This window comes from Paenibacillus sp. FSL R7-0333, from assembly GCF_038000365.1.
In the GTDB taxonomy this organism is placed as follows: Bacteria; Bacillota; Bacilli; order Paenibacillales; family Paenibacillaceae; genus Paenibacillus_AQ; species Paenibacillus_AQ silagei.
In genome coordinates this window covers 1,362,812-1,381,885 of sequence record NZ_JBBOBZ010000001.1, presented here as the reverse complement: position 1 = coordinate 1,381,885, position 19,074 = coordinate 1,362,812, and the positions used below count along the sequence as shown (strand labels likewise).

11 protein-coding genes are annotated in these 19,074 nt (G+C 46.2%); 3 read left to right on the top strand and 8 right to left on the bottom strand.

Features of this window, described 5'->3' with window-relative positions:
- Positions 1-96 precede the first annotated feature (96 nt).
- Positions 97-1,752, top strand: a complete 1,656-nt coding sequence (locus tag MKY86_RS05820) for a sensor histidine kinase (RefSeq protein WP_076076712.1) — start codon at positions 97-99, stop codon at positions 1,750-1,752.
- Positions 1,753-1,943: 191 nt separating this feature from the next.
- Here MKY86_RS05820 and MKY86_RS05815 read toward each other — a convergent pair whose 3' ends face one another.
- From MKY86_RS05815 to MKY86_RS05800, 4 genes are all read right to left on the bottom strand, one after another.
- On the bottom strand, positions 1,944-3,440 hold the full coding sequence (locus tag MKY86_RS05815; protein WP_076076715.1) for an alpha-L-fucosidase: 1,497 nt from the start codon (positions 3,438-3,440) through the stop codon (positions 1,944-1,946).
- A 53-nt stretch (positions 3,441-3,493) separates the two neighbouring features.
- Entirely contained in the window at positions 3,494-4,402 is a 909-nt protein-coding gene (locus MKY86_RS05810; protein ID WP_076076731.1) for a carbohydrate ABC transporter permease, read from the bottom strand.
- A 16-nt stretch (positions 4,403-4,418) separates the two neighbouring features.
- The gene (locus MKY86_RS05805) at positions 4,419-5,336 is read right to left on the bottom strand and encodes an ABC transporter permease (RefSeq protein WP_076076734.1); all 918 of its coding nucleotides are present in this window, start codon (positions 5,334-5,336) and stop codon (positions 4,419-4,421) included.
- Positions 5,337-5,411: 75 nt separating this feature from the next.
- Positions 5,412-7,109 carry an extracellular solute-binding protein gene (locus tag MKY86_RS05800; RefSeq protein WP_076076737.1) on the bottom strand — a complete coding sequence of 566 codons (1,698 nt, stop codon included), beginning with the start codon at positions 7,107-7,109 and terminating at the stop codon, positions 5,412-5,414.
- Between the two features lie 336 nt (positions 7,110-7,445).
- Between MKY86_RS05800 and MKY86_RS05795 the strand changes: the two genes are divergently transcribed.
- Positions 7,446-8,273: a helix-turn-helix domain-containing protein gene (locus MKY86_RS05795; protein ID WP_076076739.1), complete on the top strand. Its 828-nt coding sequence runs from the start codon at positions 7,446-7,448 to the stop codon at positions 8,271-8,273.
- A gap of 242 nt (positions 8,274-8,515) precedes the next feature.
- Here the strand turns inward: MKY86_RS05795 and MKY86_RS05790 are convergent, their stop codons facing one another.
- Positions 8,516-11,599, bottom strand: coding sequence for a glycoside hydrolase family 2 (locus MKY86_RS05790; protein WP_076076742.1), 3,084 nt, complete (start codon positions 11,597-11,599; stop codon positions 8,516-8,518).
- 139 nt (positions 11,600-11,738) lie between these two features.
- Between MKY86_RS05790 and MKY86_RS05785 the strand changes: the two genes are divergently transcribed.
- Positions 11,739-12,587, top strand: a complete 849-nt coding sequence (locus MKY86_RS05785) for a helix-turn-helix domain-containing protein (protein WP_076076744.1) — start codon at positions 11,739-11,741, stop codon at positions 12,585-12,587.
- 60 nt (positions 12,588-12,647) lie between these two features.
- On the opposite strand, the gene sigK is transcribed toward MKY86_RS05785, so the two are convergent.
- From sigK to MKY86_RS05770, 3 genes are all read right to left on the bottom strand, one after another.
- Positions 12,648-13,349, bottom strand: coding sequence for an RNA polymerase sporulation sigma factor SigK (sigK, locus tag MKY86_RS05780; protein WP_036691086.1), 702 nt, complete (start codon positions 13,347-13,349; stop codon positions 12,648-12,650).
- 124 nt (positions 13,350-13,473) lie between these two features.
- On the bottom strand, positions 13,474-15,429 hold the full coding sequence (locus tag MKY86_RS05775; RefSeq protein ID WP_083684655.1) for a stalk domain-containing protein: 1,956 nt from the start codon (positions 15,427-15,429) through the stop codon (positions 13,474-13,476).
- A 213-nt stretch (positions 15,430-15,642) separates the two neighbouring features.
- On the bottom strand, positions 15,643-18,969 hold the full coding sequence (locus MKY86_RS05770; protein ID WP_340826572.1) for a DEAD/DEAH box helicase: 3,327 nt from the start codon (positions 18,967-18,969) through the stop codon (positions 15,643-15,645).
- Between the last annotated feature and the right edge of the window lie 105 nt (positions 18,970-19,074).

Sequence of the window (19,074 nt, the reverse complement as noted above, 5' to 3'; positions counted from 1 at the left end):
TTATGAACCTCCTGTTGCATTTTTTTCTTGATTTAATCCTACAATATGATGTACTGTAGCACGGTAGTTTAATCACAAACAATAAGGGGCCGAGCGATGAAGCGATTTTATCATAAGGAGTTCTATAACTCTATTTTTTTCAAACTCATATCCATCTTCACGCTCCTTATACCGGTAATCGGGATGTTTATTTACAACAATTATGAATCCCGGTCTACACTGCTGGGGCAAGTGCACAGCACTCATGAAAATATGTTAGAGTCCTATTGGTTTCAGGTTGACAATCAGCTTAATAATGCAACCACCTTTATAACTACTACAGCGTTGTTTGATAATGATCCCCAGTTGGCAATGAGCAATAATGAAACAGACTCCATGTTAGCTAAGCAAAGAATTAGCCTGACTCTCTCTGAGAAAATTATAAATATAGGCAGCAGCATCGATATGTTATTTGTCTATACTGATGATAGTTTTATATCGGGAAGCCAGGCCACCTTAGAATTGAAAGAACGAAGTGACATCCAAAACTATGTTTTAAATACCGCCCATGCTGAAGATGCAGATAATCTGAAATCAAATTGGCAACTTATGAATATCAACAATCACTTCAGTATGCTAAAAATCATTAAAAATGGCAATGGCGTTTTAACCGGGGCTTATGTTAATCTGGACAGGCTTTTAAGTCACTTTGTACCTAATCAGGAAAGCAAATCCCTAAGACTGGTAGCGGAGGGGGATGTTGTAAACCCCAAACTTTCACAACATGATAATGCTTTGGTTGTTACAGCTTCTTCCTCTGCTGCACCCATCACCTTCATTGAAATCATACCATTCAATGAGTTATTGAGGACCCTTCCATTCATGCAGAAGTATGTAGTGGCAATATCTGTAATCGTTGCCTTGATGCTTCCCTTTGTTTTTTATATTTTGAGAATTACAGTTGTTCAACCGCTACAGAAATTGAATAAAGCCATGAAACATATTCAACGAGGCGATTTGCAATACCGGATTCCCCATTACCGCGCGTCCAATGAAATTGCCATTGTCAATAAGACATTTAACCAGATGATCGATGAGGTTCAGCATTTGAAAATAAGTGTCTACGAAGAAGAAATCAAGGCTCAAAAGTCACAACTTCGGAATCTTCAACTTCAAATCCAACCTCATTTCATTATTAATTCGTTAAATATGGTTTATAATCTCCTGGAGAATGGAGATTCTCAGACCGCTCAGAAATTGATTGTTCATTCTGTGGACTTCTATCGGTACATGATCAAAATAGAGGTCGATTTGCTCCCACTTTATGAAGAAATCAAACATGTTAACACTTATCTTCAGATTCAGTCAATCCGCTATAAAGACAGGTTTACCTATTCCATTGAAACCGATAAGATGATCGAGGATATGCTTGTTCCACCTATGCTTATTCAAAATTTTGTGGAGAACTCCATTAAATATGCTATACAACCCGATAAATCAACACATATTTCAGTTAAAATTGTCGCGATCGAACTCGATTTCTACCCATTTGCGAAAATAATGATTTCCGACACAGGAAACGGATATCCTGCAGCTCAACTAGAGCAATTGAATCAAGGGAAAGCTATAGTTGATAGCAAGGCTGAGCATATTGGAGTCAGTAATACCCTGCAGCGTCTCTCCTTGTTATTTGAGGGAAAAGCAAAATGGCGCTTTTATAATCAAAACGGCGCCGTAAGTGAACTTATCTTGCCTGCACTCTTCCAAGAATAAGTAAAGTCACAGTTAGCAGCTCGGACGTCATGAGTTGAGTGCGGCGTATTACGATCGACTATCCGTTCGCACCCTATGGAAGTATTGGCCTAGAACACTTTTCATACTCCAAGAGGATCTGATCAGACTTTGTTTGGGACAGTGAAGCAAAAGCGGGTATCATCCTTGAATGAGGATGATACCCGCTTTCTCTATCCTTCCAGTTCGACCGCAAGACAATGCACGTACGGCGTCGGCAGATGTTCCGGCAAAGATACAACCAGCAGGCCTAATGCCTGGCTGAATTCTACAGGTCCTGCACCGAGCAGACGCACGTGTCTAACCCGTTCTTCCGGCCCGAATGACCGTATGACAGCCATCCGGTCACCGGGTGCCTTCATCTGGAAGGCGTAGACCGTATTCCCTTTCTGCGTGAACCGGAAATCCGTCGCATCCCACTCCACCCTGTCCTCTTTGTATTGCTCGATAACCACGCGCGAATTCCCTTCGCCAGACACGCGGAACGGCCTCGTCCCGTAGACTCCTTCCGAAGATACAGCCATCCACTGAGCCATCTCCTGAAGAATATACCGGCATTCATCATCAATTGTTCCATCCGGCCTCTGGGGTATATTGAGCAGTAGATTGCCGTTCTTGGAGATGATATCGATCAGGATTTCAATCACGTGATCCGGTCTCTTGTATACGGCCTTGGCATTATAGAACCAGTCGCCGACACAGGTGTCCGTCTGCCAGGGCTCTTCCTTGATACCCGGCTCCTGGCTGCGTTCAATATCCAGGACGCCAATCGTGTACACTGCTTTCCTGCGGTCTTTCTGATTATAGACCGCCTTATTCACGCCTCCGTTACGGGCGGCGCTGCTGTTATAGAGATGGGCAACTGCCTGAAGCCCTGCCGCCATAACCGCCTCATCCGGCGCAGTGGCCGCATCCTGAAAGATGTCAGTGAACGGAAGTGCTCCGTCGGAATACAGCAGATCCGGCTGGTACAGATCGATGAGCTCCATCATCACATCCAGCCAGCGCTGATGCCACTCCGGCTCGGTGGCATACCACGGATCCAGATCGTACATCTTTTTATCTGTGTGATAATACATCTGGTTGGGCAGGTACAGGTCTTCGTATTGCGGATCATTGCCATCGTATGGGACACCCTTGTACAGGCCTTCCTTATCCTGTCCCTTATTGCTCTGGAACCAGCTGAACGTTGCCCCAAGATGCTCGGTCAGGCCGAATGGCAAGCCCCGCTTGTCTGCTGCTGCTTTCCACAAGGCCACGATATCCTTCTTGGGTCCCATCTGAACGGAATTCCAGCGGTGCAGCCTGGAATCGTAATTGAAGAAGTTGTCATGGTGCATCGCCTGCGCCACGAAATATTTGGCACCCGCAGCCTGATACAGATCCATCAGCTCTTCGGGATCGAACTTCTCTGCCTTCCAGAGCTGGACAATGTCCTTGTAGCCAAAGACCGACGGATGGCCGTAATGACGGATATGATAGCGGTATTGAGCCGAACCTTCAAAGTACATGTTACGGGCGTACCAGTCACCGAACATCGGCACGGACTGCGCTCCCCAGTGTGACCAGATTCCCAGCTTCGCATCCCGGAACCAGGCTGGACATTCGAAGGTTTGCAGGGAAGCAAGCTTCGGCTCAAACGGTCCTTTGACCCTAGCAGATGTCTTCATTGAACGTTCCTCCAATACGCTTTGTGTTTTAGAGAGAGGTAGTACGCTTGTCACTATTCTTTAACTGAGCCGATCATGACCCCTTGCACAAAATACTTCTGCACAAAAGGATAAATGATCAGAATCGGAATGGTTGTAATGACGATCAGTGAATATTTCAAAAGCGTCTCCATGTTTTTCATCATGGTCAACCGCTGAGGGTCCAGCGACGCCGACATGCTGGTGTAGTCGATTTTGTTCTCGACCAGAATCTGGCGAAGCACCAATTGCAGCGGATACAGGGACTGTGAATTCAGAAAGATCATTGCATTAAAATACGAATTCCATAATCCCACCGCCGACCATAACATCAGGACAGCAAGAATCGGCTTAGATAACGGCAAGACGATGCGGGTCAGGAACTTGAAGTCTCCGCAGCCATCCAGTTGGGCAGCCTCATACATTTCCTTCGGCAGCGAATTCTGGAAGAATGTCTTCGCAATGATAATCGAGTAAATATTGAGTGCCGACGGCACGATAATCGCCCATGGCGTATTGAGCATCCCCATATTCTTGACGACAAGATAGAATGGAATGAGTCCTCCGTTGAACAGCATAGCGAACAGAATCGCCCAGATCCAGATGTTGCGGCCCACCATCTCTTTTCTGGACAAGGGATACGCCATCATGACGGTGAGCGATACGCTCAGCAGGGTACCGCCTACCGTGTAGAACAGCGAGTTGAAGAATCCCGTCCACACCGCATTGTATTGAAAAACACCGATATAGCCGTCCAGCGTGAAATCAACCGGCAGAAGCCAGACCTTGCCTCCCTGTACCGCCGCTGCCGAGCTGAAAGAGGAGCTGACGATAAAGATCAGCGGGTACAACACCAAAAGCAGAACTATTGTTAATCCGGTGTACACGCAAAATAAAAAGATGCGGTCTGAGCCGGACTCCCGAATTGCAGATATGCGACGCATCAAATTTCCTCCTAACCTAGAACAGACTGCTGTCTGAAACTTTACGGGCGCTATAGTTGACCGCGGTAATCAGGATCAGGCCGATGACAGAGTTGAATAAGCTGATCGCTGTCGCAAAGCTGAAGTCGGCGTTAACCAGTCCGATCTTGTACACATATGTGGATATAACCTCCGAACTGCTTAGATTAAGATTGTTCTGGAGCAGGAATACTTTCTCGAAGCCGATACTCAGCAGCCCGCCCACACTGAGAATCAGCAGGATAATAATGGTGGAGCTAATGCCTGGCAGATCAATATAGCGGATCTTTTGCAGCCGGCTGGCTCCGTCAATTCTTGCCGCCTCGTACAATTCAGGATTGACGCTGGCCAAAGCCGCAAGATAGATAATTGCCGCATACCCGGTTTCCTGCCAGATGCCTGACCATACATAGACTGACGAGAAGCTGTCGGCGCTTGCCAAGACATTGGGCGGATTGTTGTTGCCGAGCAGACTTGAGAACAGCGCTAGAGGGCCGCTCGTCGGAGACAGCATGATCTGGACCATACCGACCAGGATAACCGTCGAGATAAAATACGGCGCGTAAGTAAACATTTGCACGGTTTTTTTGAAGCGGACGTGTTTTACTTCATTCAGCGCCAGCGCCAGAATAAGCGAGCACGGGATCGACACGATCAGATAGTACAGGCTCAGGACCAGCGTATTCTTGACCAGCGGCCAGAAATACGGTGATGAGAGAAACAGCTCGAACTGCTGAAGGCCGACCCAGGGACTTCCCCAGATCCCTTGAACCGGATTAAAGTTGCGAAAGGCAATCTGAACGCCAATCATCGGCCAATAGCTGAACACGAGCAGAAAAGCTGTCGGCAGCGCGATGATCGCGTACAGCGGCCAGTGCCGGACTATGCGTTGCCGGATATCAGAATTCGGTTTCATCGTCGATCATTCCTCGCTTAAAAAGTTGCATCATCCGCTCCGGAATACCGCGGAGCGGATGATGCCCATGCCGCTTTATTGCAGCGATTCGAGATTCTTCACCACTGCATCATCGCGCTGGTAGCTGCTCGTATCAAACGGGCTCACGATTGCTTCTTCAGTGATACTCAGGAAGTCTGCCAGACCCAGCTTCTTCACGCCCTCCACATATGCATCCCAGTCCTTGTCGATCGATTTATTGCCGACGATGAACTCGGCGGTCCATTGATTGACGTACGAAGTAAGGTTCGTCTTCAGCTGGGAATATTGCTGCGACTTGGCGGGATCGATCCAGATCGACGCTGGCACAACCTGCGCCGGCTGCTTGCCTTTGTAATCCTTCTCCGTATAGTAGTGCAGCAGCGCTTCCGAGCCGGAGCCATCCGGTGTGAACGGAGATTTGGCGACGATGCTGTTGCGCCATTCCTCCGACTGGTAGATCGGCCCCAACTGATTCCAGCCCCGGGTGAACGGTGTCGGCGGCTGAAAATCAATATCGAACAGCGCCGGTGTCCCGACCAGTCCGGTTTCACCTTCCTTAGCTCTAGTCCAGTACTCGCCTTCCGGCCCCATGTTCGCCATGGTCGCACCTTCCGGCGTCCAGATGAAATTCAGCAGCTTCATGATGGCAATTTTCTCTTCTTCTGATGCTTTATTCGTAATGGTGAAGACGGCTCCACTGACACCATTGCCGCTGAATGCCGCGTATTGGGCGCCCTCCGGACCTTTGAGCGGCGGGATGGTGACCCAGTCAATGATTTCACTCATGTTCTCGGCCCCGACGACGCAGTTGATGCAGCCCCAAGGCACTACGCCAACTTCATGATTGACCGCTTGCTTGCTGAGTACGTCATTCGTCTGGGTAAATGCCGCACTGCTGATCAGACCTTTGCTGTACAAACGGTTGATATAGGACAGCCCGTCTTTCCATTCATCCTTGATTGCGGCAAATTCAAGCTTTCCGTTATTCATCTCCAGGCGGTTCCCGCCGTCGTTATACACGAAGGCATTCATCAGGAACGTCGTCGGATCGGAGTTCCAGCCGTCCGTGGACCCTGTAAGCGGCAGGATGCCGTTCGACTTAAAAACCTCCAGCATATGCTCGAATTCATCCGTAGTCGCCGGAATACTAAGACCGTACTTTTCCAGGAGCGGCTCATATACCCACAGCTTGCTGGAGTAGTAGCAATGCAGGCAGTAGTTATAGAACGGCAGGCCGTAAATGTTGCCGTCCGGAGCGTATACCCCTTGCTTGAGCGCCGGAGTGTTCTCGATTTCCTTCCAGACATTAGGCGCATACTCTTTCAGGAGATCGTTTAAGGGCACAAATACGCCTTGCTTGCCGTATTTCAGCAGGTCCTCATTGGTGAACTGCCCCGCCCAGAAGATCGAAGGATAATCACCGCTGGCCAGCAGCAGCGGCTGCTTGGTCGTAACATCCGTGTTAGGTACAGTTGACCATTTAATATCTATATTGAATTTCTCTTCGGCATACGTTGTGAACCAGTTGGTATCCATATTCCCGTTGGTGCTCGATGTGCCGGCGAACAGATTGACAGTGATAGGCTTGCCTTGTCCGGATGAGTCCGTCGGATCCGTTGCGTTTGTACCCGATACACCAGCCGACGTGGTAGCGCTTTCTTTTTTACCGTTATTACTTTGCGAACATCCGGCTAACAGTATAATGACCATGATCGTTAACATTAAAATTACGGTTTTGCGTTTCCCGTCCATCCTTGAAGCCCCCTCTATTTTATTCATGCTGTACAACGATACTGCGAATCACCCCCTTAAACTGAATAATCCATTCTTAAAATTATATAAGATTATCACTGCTGCTTCAGACAAGCAATAACTGTAGCGGAATGAAAATGAATACCCTTTCAAAACTGTTGATGAAGGATAAACAGACCTCTAGCCATTATTCCAATCCAATAAACAGAAGGTTAGGTGCTGCATTTCGTTCAAACTTTGTCTTGATTATAAGGGATGGCAGTTCAGAGTAAAATCAGGTAAAATTAAAGTATCATATAAAAAAATGAAAGTTGTTGATGGTCCATGGAGCGTTATATGAAGCATTACATGAAGCAATTTCTCGTCACCACTTTGGATCGGACGCTGCCGATTTATATAGAACTGACGGGCTATAATGAATGGCAAGAGGAATTTGACCGGCCAGAGGGCTATCACTGCTATCACTGGCTGCATACGGTAAGCGGGGAAGGCCAATTCGAATGTTCGGGAACCACGGTTACGCTTGGACCGAACCAGGGAATCCTGCTTCCTCCGCATGTCCCGCATCGTTATGTCACCTTATCACACCCGTGGTCCACCTGGTACGTTACCTTCAATGGTAATTTAGCTCCGACCATTATCTCCTCATTGGGATTGGCTACATCTACGGTCATTAGCTGGGAGCCCGGCTCCAGGCTGTCCAAGATTCATTACAGAACGCGCCATCTGGAGCAACGGCCATCCGAATTCAGCGGAATGGACAGCTCGGCTTTCGTCTATCGCTTCCTGATCGATCTAAAGCGCTTTGGACAAGTGGATAACCAGCGCTCCTATTCCCAGCATTCGAAACGTCTGCTACCCATGATTCAGTTTTTGGAGAAGAATTTTCATGATCCCGGCATCGGTCTGGCCAATCTTTCCGAGTTCACCGGCCTCAGTTCGCAGCGGCTAAATTATTTATTCCGCATAACCACCGGGATGAGCCCTTACCAATATTTGATTCATTTACGCATTCAAAAGGCCAAGGAGCACCTGATCCTGGACAAACACCTGACCATCAAAGCCATTGCCACACTTGTCGGTTTTTTGGACGCGAGCCATTTCATCTCCACCTTCCGAAAATTCGAGGCAAATACGCCCCAGCGCTTCCGGGAGCTTAATTGAAGATGCTGTAAATATCAATAAACCCGAACCTCTTCTTGGTTTATTACTCGTTATTTAAATGTGACATTGTTTATAAACCAACAAAGCAGACCCGCCTATGGCAGGTCTGCTTTGTCTCTCACCGCTTCGCCCTATAATACCCCAATACGGTAATATATCCGGTCTACGGATTTCCCAGCTTGCTTGAACCGGACCTCTTTCACAATCCTTCCCTTACTCAGCCAGTCAAAAATTAGTTTTTCTTAAGAAATGATTTCTATAGTTACCGTATAAACATAGATACCTTTCTTAATTTGATAGGGATCGTGAATATTTTTGGTCCAGCCGGTATCTCCGCCAAGACCTGCATGTTTGTGATCAATATGAAGATAAACAGAATCTGAATTTCCCAGTTCGTCTTCATAGGCGGCGTTGTCATATTGCTCAATACTGTGCCCATGAATATCAAAATGGAAATGTCCCGCTGCCGATACTTTTACTTCTTGTTCATTGGATGACAAATATAAATAGCGGACATCCTCCTTACCACCGCATTCTACCGGTAAGATATAGGGTACGTGCTGCTGTTCTACAGTGCTCTCATATACTCCAACGAATGCGGCAGATTTACGATCCGCGTAGTTTTCCCATGGCCCGCGGCCATACCATTTCATCTTCTTCCAGGCATCCGAGAACTTAAAGCTTAGCCCAATTCTCGGGAGGGTGTCGACCTTGGCATTGTTCACAACTGTATTGGTGATTTCTATCCCTTTGCCGCCGACGGTATAATTGGTTTTGGTTTCAATGCATCCATGATAGATACAATTAACTTGAATGATAACAGCAGCCGGTGCTGCAAATACCCGAATACTCTTGATTTCTTTCTCATTGGAATGGAGCCCGAGAGCTATCCATTCATCTGCATAATTGGACGATTCAAGATGAATACCTCCATCAATTCCTGTTGGAGGGCGATAGAAGTTATTGGTTCCTCCCGTGAAATAATTCTTGTGATTGTATTTTACAGAGATGAACTCTGCGGTTTCTTTCGAGAAAAGAACCGTTGTATTTTCATTATAGATATGAATTTCATTTGTCGTTTCATCATACTTCAAGCTATCCTTTTCTATATCTCCGGTATGCACTTTATTCACAGAATCCTTAATCTCTATCTGGCAGGCATAAATACAGGTTCCCTTCTTAGAATAAAAGGTGTCCTCGTCCAAATAAGCATAGAAATTAAGAAAAGCTTCCCCGGAGACTTTAGACGAATCGTATGGTGCTTGAAGCTTATCAACGGATCCGGGCGCTGTGTGATATTTAGGCAAACTACCGCTTTCTATCACATTGCCATCGCAAACCAGTTCCCAAGCCATATTCAAATGGCTTAAATCCCGATGCGTGTAATGATTATAAATTCGATAGCCATCATTCCCAGGCATGTAATCCATTTGGATAGGAGCTTGTACATTTTTGATTTCATTCGCAGCCGGCTTGAGAGTGAGATCTGGGAAAACTATACCATTCAGGCACATATCAGGTGCAGGATCAGTAACCTCTTCCTGGAATGCCCCGCCATAGACATACTTTTTATTTCCGTCTTTATCCTGCTTAACCAGCGCTTTATCCTGAAAATCCCAAATAAATCCTCCTTGAAACCGCGGGAATTTATGAATGAGATCCCAAAATTCCTTAAAGTTTCCGTTACTGTTACTTTTCGCATACGCATATTCACACATAATAAAAGGACGCAAATCCTCGCTTTCAGCCATGACATCCAGGATCCAATCTTTCTGAGGATACATAGGCGCCATAATATCGGAGATGTTTGCCGGAGGATTCAGAGACTCATACTGAACGTACCTTGTTTTGTCATACTCCTTAATCCAGCCGTACATCGCAGCATGATTCGCTCCATAACCGGATTCATTACCCAGAGACCAGAGAATAATGGATGGATGATTTTTATCTCTCAGAACCATCCGTGTAGCCCGTTCCATATACGCATTTGTCCATTCGGGGGATGCGCTTAACTGGCCGCCAAGACCGTGTGTTTCAATATTGGCTTCATCCACCAAGTAAATGCCCAGTTCATCACACAAGTCATACCATTCGATTGCGTGCGGATAGTGACTTGTTCTTACCGCATTGATATTCAGCGATTTCATGACCTTGATTTGCTCGCGCATATATTCTGTTGTTACGACTCGTCCTGTTTCAGGACAAAAGGCGTGAAGATTGGTTCCCCGTATAATGAGACGCTTCCCATTAATTCTCAGGACCCCTTTTCGATCGATATTCACTTCACGGAAGCCGACATTCGCGCTCTCAATATCAACTACATTTCCAGACAAATCAATCATTTCTAACACCAATTTATAGAGATAAGGGCTCTCGTCGCTCCACAAGTGAGGATTTGAAATGGTTTTCGTAACCTTTGCTACATATTTTTCTCGCAGGTAGGAATCACAATCCGCAAACTTTGGCGTTTCAAACTCAGTAACCAATTTCTGTTCGCTATCATACAGGGACAACCGCACATGAGCCTCACCATAACCATTCACTTGATTATTAGGTGCAACCGTCACTTTTAATTCGGCATTGTTGTAATTCCCTGAAAAGAGGGTTTCGATCTTATAATCATGAATGCGCATACGTGGTTTTGCATAAATGAGAACATCCCGGTAGATCCCCGAGAGATGCCAGTAATCCTGATCCTCCAGATAAGTCCCGGCTCCAAACCGCATCACCTGAACAGCTATAAGGTTTTGTCCCTTTTGAATGTAATCCGTGATATTAAAAGAAGCGTTAAGCTTACTATCCTGAGAATAACCAACCAGTTTGCCGTTTAACCACAGATAAAAACACGATTCTACACCTCCAAAATCGATAAATATATCCCTTTCGTTAAAATGTTCGTCAACTTCAAACGTTCTAACGTAACAACCGGTAAGGTTACTCTCTGGAACATGAGGCGGATTCAAAATGTATTCATTATTCCTGAGTTGAATTTCGTGACTTGAACCCTCCCCTTTTTGAACAAAAGGATACAACATATTGGTGTATACAGGTTTTCCATACCCCGAAAGCTCCCAATTGGAAGGAACCGGAATATGATCCCAATGGGAAACATCATATTCAGGACTATAGAATTCATCCGTTACTTCATCGGGAGATCCGAACATTTTAAACTTCCACATTCCATTCAGGCTTTTTACGTATTTAGACTTTCTCCGGTCTCCGCTTAAAGCCTGTTCAACGGTTTCGTATACTCCGTAGGGCTCATGCATGGGATAACGGTTTTTTTGAGTAACATATTGATTTTCCCAATCTCTGCTTAGCTTCATCGGCTTAAATAACACTCCCATCCATTGTTCTAATTGGTTGATCTTTCAATGTAGATACCCCTATAATATAAGGAAAATTCCTAATATTAAATGTTGAGTATGGTATTTCATTTATCCATTTTGGTAGGAGTGTGAATACATGAATTTTGCAGACATTAATGAAAATGATGTAATCTACCGATGTATCGGCAAAGACTTTAATCAGGGTATTTTATCTTGCGGCTTTATGCGGAAAAGATCAGCAGAGCGTTCTCAATATGATTTTAAGATAGGATATTACAGCTGTTTTGTGGTATTGCAAGGCAGTGGAACATTTATTTCTGCGGACGGTACCGTTACTCCTATGCAAGCAGGTGATCTTGTTCAACGTTTACCTGAACGTTTGCACTCTACTGCAATTGAACCAGATGGGAATTGGATCGAGTTTTATATCAGTGTCGGATATCCTGTCTATTCATACTTAAAGACACTTGGAATTATTAATTCCGATAAGGAAGTCCAATCGACACAGCATACGAATGATTTTCTCTTTGATTTTGCTTCCTTGCTGAAAGCCTTGAAAAGTGCAACAGATGAAAGTCTCCCCTCCCTGCTAATGAAGTCTCAGGATTTGATTATCAGATTGCACAGTAGCATTCATAATGCTCATAGCAATGAAATTGAAAGTAAAATAACAAAAGCCTGCGAGCTGATTAGTGTCTCCAATGATATTCACTTTGATATTCAGGAGGTGGCATCTGCCGTGAATATGGGCTACGAGAACTTCCGGAAATTTTTTAAAGAGACTACCGGGATTTCCCCTAAGCGGTACCACACTGAACATTTAATGAGACAGGCAAAAATGATGCTGCTATCCGGACTTCCCATCAAACACGTAGCCGTTAGCCTTGGTTACGGGGATATATATTCATTCACCAAACAATTTACGAAGTCAGAAGGGGTATCTCCAGGACGATATATCCGTAAAACAAAACCTGTTCAAAATTAAGTTTGAAAAACAAAAAGCAACTCATCCGCAGACAAGTTGCTTTATAAATTGATTAAGAGTTTACCGCTTCACCTTATAAAACTCATGATACAGCTTCATCAGCGCCCTCTTCTCAATCCGCGACACATAACTCCGCGAGATCCCCAGCTCCTTCGCAATCTCCCGCTGCGTCCGCTCTTCCCCGCCGGTGTCCAGGCCGAAGCGGCCGACGACGACTTCCTTCTCCCGATCGTCTAATATATCCAGATTCCGATAGATCTTGCTCTTCTCAATTTTCAGATCGACCTCTTTAATCACATCATCCGCTTCCGAGCCGAGGATATCGATCAGGGTGATCTCGTTACCCTCTTTATCCGTCCCGATCGGATCGTGGAGGGATACGTCTTTACGTGTTTTTTTGAGTGACCGGAGGTGCATCAGGATCTCATTCTCTATACATCTAGCCGCAAAAGTAGCCAGCTTCGTGCCCTTGTTCGGGCGGTAGCTCTCGATGGCCTTGATCAGCCCAATGGTGCCGATGGAGATGAGGTCCTCCATGTCTTCGCCGGTGTTGTCGAATTTCTTCACTATATGGGCAACCAGCCGCAGGTTATGCTCAATCAGCAGGTTCCGTGCCTTGGCATCTCCCTCGGCCATCATGCCTAAGTATTTGCTCTCATCCTGCTCCGATAGAGGCTGGGGAAAAGCGTTGTTCCTTACGTAAGATACCAGCAGCGTCAGTTCTTTGATCAGCAGCGCAATCGTGCTTATGATTCCAGGCAACTTGGCGACACCTCCCGCACATGTACAATGAAACCGGTCAGCAAGGAGAACTACGGGTTCATGGTCCTTTTATTCTATGTGGGTAGGTGCCTAGAAGTGCATGTACGGGGAAAATAGGTACGGGCTATTTAAAGTTAATCTTCACTTTATCTATCCTTGTTTTTTCTTTCAACATCGATCTTCTTGCTTCTATTAAATCTGTAATTTCTTCTTTATCAAAATTATGATCAAGAGCCATCTTTTCATCCGATATCATAAAATAATCATATCTGACATTTCCCGGACTATCGGGCACAGGATCATCCCAAGTAGCATCTAAATGGTAGTATACGCCATCCAAGACAATGACATTCCAGGCATGAGCTCCTCCATTAGCTACTCCTGTTACATAATAACTTTCAATACCAGCCAATTCTAATAGTAAGTTCATAGTTAATGCGTACCCTTGACAGACCGCTTTATGTTCTAACAAAGTACCATACACTGTACGAGACATTTCTGGCACTGTGTCTTTTAGAAAATTATCGTAATCATAAGCCGTATTCTTCACAACATAATCATGCAGTGCCTTTATTTCTTCACGTGGAGTCATGGCAGGGAGAAGTGTTTGTTGTAATACTCTTTGAGCATATTGGATAACTTCATAACTACCATTATACGGATTAATATAATCAGTAGATTGTTGCTCTTTGGGTAGCACTTTTCCAAATAAACTAGCTCCTGTCTTCGCCGTTAAATCTACTGAGTAAACCGCAGACGCGAATTTGCCAGATTCATCAAAAACTGATTTTTCATAAAATACGGAGTCATTTGATACTATGAACTTTAAAGGCATTGACCAGAATTCAAGGTTAGCCAAAAGTTCACTGTCACTTCCATCTAAATTAGAGCGATAGAGCAAAGAACCTCTGGCGTAATATAATGCGTTATTTGAAATATTATAACCTTCAGCTTCAGCTATGTGATGTAACTTTCCGCCCTTTATAGGCATTCTCCCAATCTTCATCATATCTTCTTCGGCATAGTTAAAATAGATGTATTCACCCTGTACCGTAAGGCCTTCATAATCGAGTCTGCCATAATCCATTGGGTCCATTCCGTTAATTTGGATTCGGCCCAGCATTCCAGCCTGCTCGTTTTCACGGAATTCCTTGTAATAGACCCACCCTTGCGAAACAGTAAATTCATCAACATTGCTATTATCAACAACACGTATTGCCATTGCTCCCGGCCGGTCTGTTTGCAATCGGTAAATCCCATCTTCCGTATTATAGAATAGCCAATTGTTCATAAGATACAACTGAGTTGAGTACGGTGAGTCGGTAAGCCGAGTCGCTTCGTTGCCATTTGTGCGTATTTTATATACCCCACCCATACCAATATAATAAATCCAATCATCTTGAACATTCAGCATCCGGGCTTGTGAAGAGATTAGTGCAATGATTGCTCCGCCATTCTCGTTTACTTTATAGAGATAACCGCCATTCCCACCACTAGGATAACCCGACTGCTCATTTTCAAGTCCATAAATCCAATTCCCTTGTTTAACTACAAAACTGTTATTCATCAGATTGGAGGCAGAACTCCCGGTTGTCTCAGGTGAAATCGAAGTGAGCAGAATTTCATCAGAAGAAATTAAGATTTTTTTATCTTTAGAATTCCAAGTTACCGCTGCTCCAAAGGCCTCTCCGACAAACCTAAGGGGAACCATAATTGCACCATCAATAATTCTAGGAGTTGCAGATATAACCGTTTCTTTATTATTAATACGCGCATATGAGTTTCCAAGTGTATATTCCATCAATTGCGCACCTTTGCTTGCTCTTATTGTAGATGAGCTCTGATCCCATCGGATACTCACACCCATTTGCTCCAACACTCCACGCAATGGTACATAATTCACATTATTTATGGTTACTGGTTTTTTAGATAAGTCTGCTGCCTTCCCATCAATAATTATGGATATTCCCTCGTTCTCTGCATTTGCGATATGTACTCTGCTAACAGTCAGGCCGAAAATAAAAAACGAAATATATAACAGTTTCCTTAAACAATTCCTTCGCAACTTAATACCCTCCATTATTAAATGTTTACCCTCAGTAAGTAATATAAAGGAAACTTAGTTACATAGATGCATAAATAATCACTATATAAACCTGAATGTGATAGCAATTTCCCTGGCTTGTCTCACTGGAGCTTTCTTAACCATCACAAAAGCATAAACTGATACTCCCCCCTATTTTTAAACACAGCCCATAGAAGTGCATCTACGGGGAAAATAGGTACGGGCCTCCTACACCCGGAGCAGCTCGCGGATATCCTCCTCCGACAGCCGGGTGGTCTTGTTCTCACCAGCTTCGATGATCTCTTCAATGAGATCTTTTTTGCGTTGCTGCAGCTCCAGCATCTTCTCCTCGATGGAACCTTCGGTGATTAACCGAATCACCTGTACTACATTCCGTTGCCCCATCCGGTGCGCTCTTCCAATGGCTTGCTCTTCGACTGCCGGATTCCACCACAGATCGTACAGAATCACCGTGTCCGCTCCAGTCAGATTCAGCCCTGTTCCTCCCGCCTTGAGCGAGATCAGGAACACTTCACCTTCACCTTCATTAAAAAGCTTGCACAACTCCACCCGCTCCTTACCCGGAGTGGAGCCGTCCAGATACAAGGGCTCCACTCCCGCTTCTTCCAGGCTATGCCGGATCAGCGCTAACATGCTGGAGAATTGCGAGAACACCAGCATTCTGCGGCCTGAATCGCGGCATTCCTTCACCGTCTCCAGTAATTGCTCCAGCTTGCCGGAGCCACCCGTATAATTCTCGATGAACAGCGAAGGATGACAGCAGATCTGCCGTAAGCGGGTGATGCCCGCCAGAATCTTTATCCTGCTTTTGTGGAAGCCTTCGGCTAATAAGTCCTGCTTGGTATCCTCCCGTAGCCTGGATAAATAAGCGAGATATACCTGCTTCTGCTCATCCAGCAGCTCCGTACGCAGTACAGTATCTATGCGGTCCGGCAGCTCCTCCAGAACTTCTTTTTTCAGCCGCCGCAGAATAAAAGGGGACACGATGCTGGCGATACGTCCGGCAGGCAGCTCCTTGAAGATCAATCGTCCGGTGAACAGCGCCGGGAAGACGGTGCTGAAAATAGCTTCCAGCTCATCCACCGAATTCTCAATCGGTGTGCCGGTCAAAGCAAATTTTCGTGCAGCCTGAATCGATTGTACTGCCTTGGCCGTCTGGGAGGCCGAATTCTTGATCGCCTGGGCTTCATCCAGAATTAACGCATGAAAGGTTATACCAGAATACAGATCAATATCCCTGCGGAGAAGAGGGTACGAGGTAATAATCACATCCGCTTCTTCTGCGGCCTTTCCCTCCAGCAGTCCACTGCGCTCCTCCTTCTGCCCTTCCGCCACCAGTACGTTGACTGCTGGTGCAAACCGGGCGAACTCATGGCTCCAGTTATAGGTTAAGGATGCCGGACACAGAATCAGCACCGGAGCTCTCCCCTGTACCTTGGACGGCATCTCAGCCAGCTCGGAGCAGATATAGGCGATACTCTGAATGGTTTTACCTAGTCCCATATCATCTGCAAGAATCCCGCCGAACCTGAATTTCGACAAGGTCTTCATCCATTGGAAGCCCTTGGCCTGGTAATCCCGGAGAACAGGCTTCAGCTCATCCGGCAGCTCGAACTCCATACGTTCCGGGTCCCGCAGCTGCTCCAGGAATTCCCGGAGGGACTTGCCCCACTTCGTATGCTTGAACCCGTCTCCCCGCTCGGGGAGTTGAAGAGCCTGAACGGAGGGCAGATGAATGCGGGAGCCTTTCACTTCCTTCTTGCTGAGATTGAGCCGCTCGGCAATCATGCCGAATTCGCTGAAGCGATCTCCTTCAAGTTGCAGAAAAGCCCCGCTGCGCAGGCGGATATATTTCTTTTTCTCCACAATCGCCTGCATGACCCGAACTGTCTCCTGTTCATCCAAGCCCTCCAGCCCAAACGAAATCTCCAGCCAATCCAAGCCTTCATTCAGATCCGCATTGACCTTCGGATAGACTTTACGCTCCAGAAGCAGCTCCTGGACAGCCGTGGAGATGAACAGTTCTGCATGATCCTCCAGAGCAGGCACCACCTGAAACAGTGTGTCGTAGATGGCCGGCTCACTTCGTGAAGCCCAGTACTGGCCCTCCCGCCTTAGCGGAGATTGATCCAGAACTGCAATGATTGTGTTTTCCTGCTGGAAATCACGGATCAGAATCTTGGACTTGTGCGCCGCTTCCCCCTGCTTCTCTTCCAGCGGATGAATCACGATGTCCTCATAATGAAATTCCAGCCGGATCATGATCGTCCCGTCTGCATAATCCAGATAGAGCTTAGCCTTTAGCTCAGGCTCCACAATTTGCTCATGTACGGACTGCTCGACACGGACCTCCCCAAGCTTCCTTAATACTGGCAGTACCTGCTGCATCACTGGCCCTATCTGTGCGGGAGCAACTGCAATCTCTCCTGTTGCCTTGAAATGCTGCTGGAGTAGTGCGATTATATGGAAGGTATCCCGGTCCAACTCATGGATCAGCCCATCCTTAATCAGCATTGAATAGTCTGGGAGCAGGGTGAAGGTATCTAGCTCGGAAGCGGACAGAATATATTCCTTCTTCTTCTTTTGTCCGATCGAGAATTCAAGCGGCGGAGGCTGGTCCGCGAGAACAGCACGCACCTCCGGTAGACGTACACCTCTTAGGGTCACATTGACTTTTGACAACAACGGCTTGAGCTTGTCCCAAGCCAGCGGAGCGACCGTCAGCGTTCTCTCGTCAGTCTCCGTCTGACTATAGTATGGATTCAAGCTGGATTTAACGAGTTTCTCGGATTTTTTTAGAAGGAGCATCACTTCAAGGAATTCCCGATCGGCCACGTTCATCTGCTGCTGCTGCGCATCAAAGGTGAATTTCATGGTGAAATAAAAAGGCTTGCGTTGCTCCAGATGCTCCAGGAATTGGCCCAGCTTCGTCACGACATACCGGTGTTTATAGCCCACCCGCATTTCAAGCGTAAGGCCCTTGTGTTGGTAATCAGGCAAATTCAAGAAGAATTCAAACTGCAGTTGCTCCGCATCACCAAATAACACAGGCTCTTGCTCACGGTCTCTTGTCTGACCCAGCTGGGCTACTGAGGAGATTAAGAGATCCGTCTGTTGATAGTTGGACTTGCTTGCACGTTTAGAAGAAGTTACGGGCGCTGGAGATAGAGCCGGTGGTGCAACCGGAGATTGCGCGGCCCGCTGTACAGGCTTTCCTGCTTCGCCATTCACTCCTTCCTTAGCCTCAAGCAGCCTCAGCTTGTAGATTGCAATGAGTGTTGCTGCAACATGCTTACAACAGTCATAGTTCTCATAGGCGGGACAAGTACAGTAGACTTCAGCCACTCCGACGATATGATAATAAAAGTCGATCTTCACCCGATACGTTTTGCTTCCTTTTACCTGAGCCGTATAGCGGTTATTCTCCGCATCGAATACCAGTTTGGTTACCTGCCCCGAATTATAATAGGAACGCCCACGCTTATAAAAGGTATCCCCGCAGAAGTCCTTGATATCTTCTAATGTAAAATCCATCTTCATCCTCCTTTCAGAAAATGGGCAAACTTATCCGGCTCATGCCGAATGTCCTGTGCCAGCCATCCACAAAAACTCTTGGCATAGCTCCTCCCGGCTTCATCC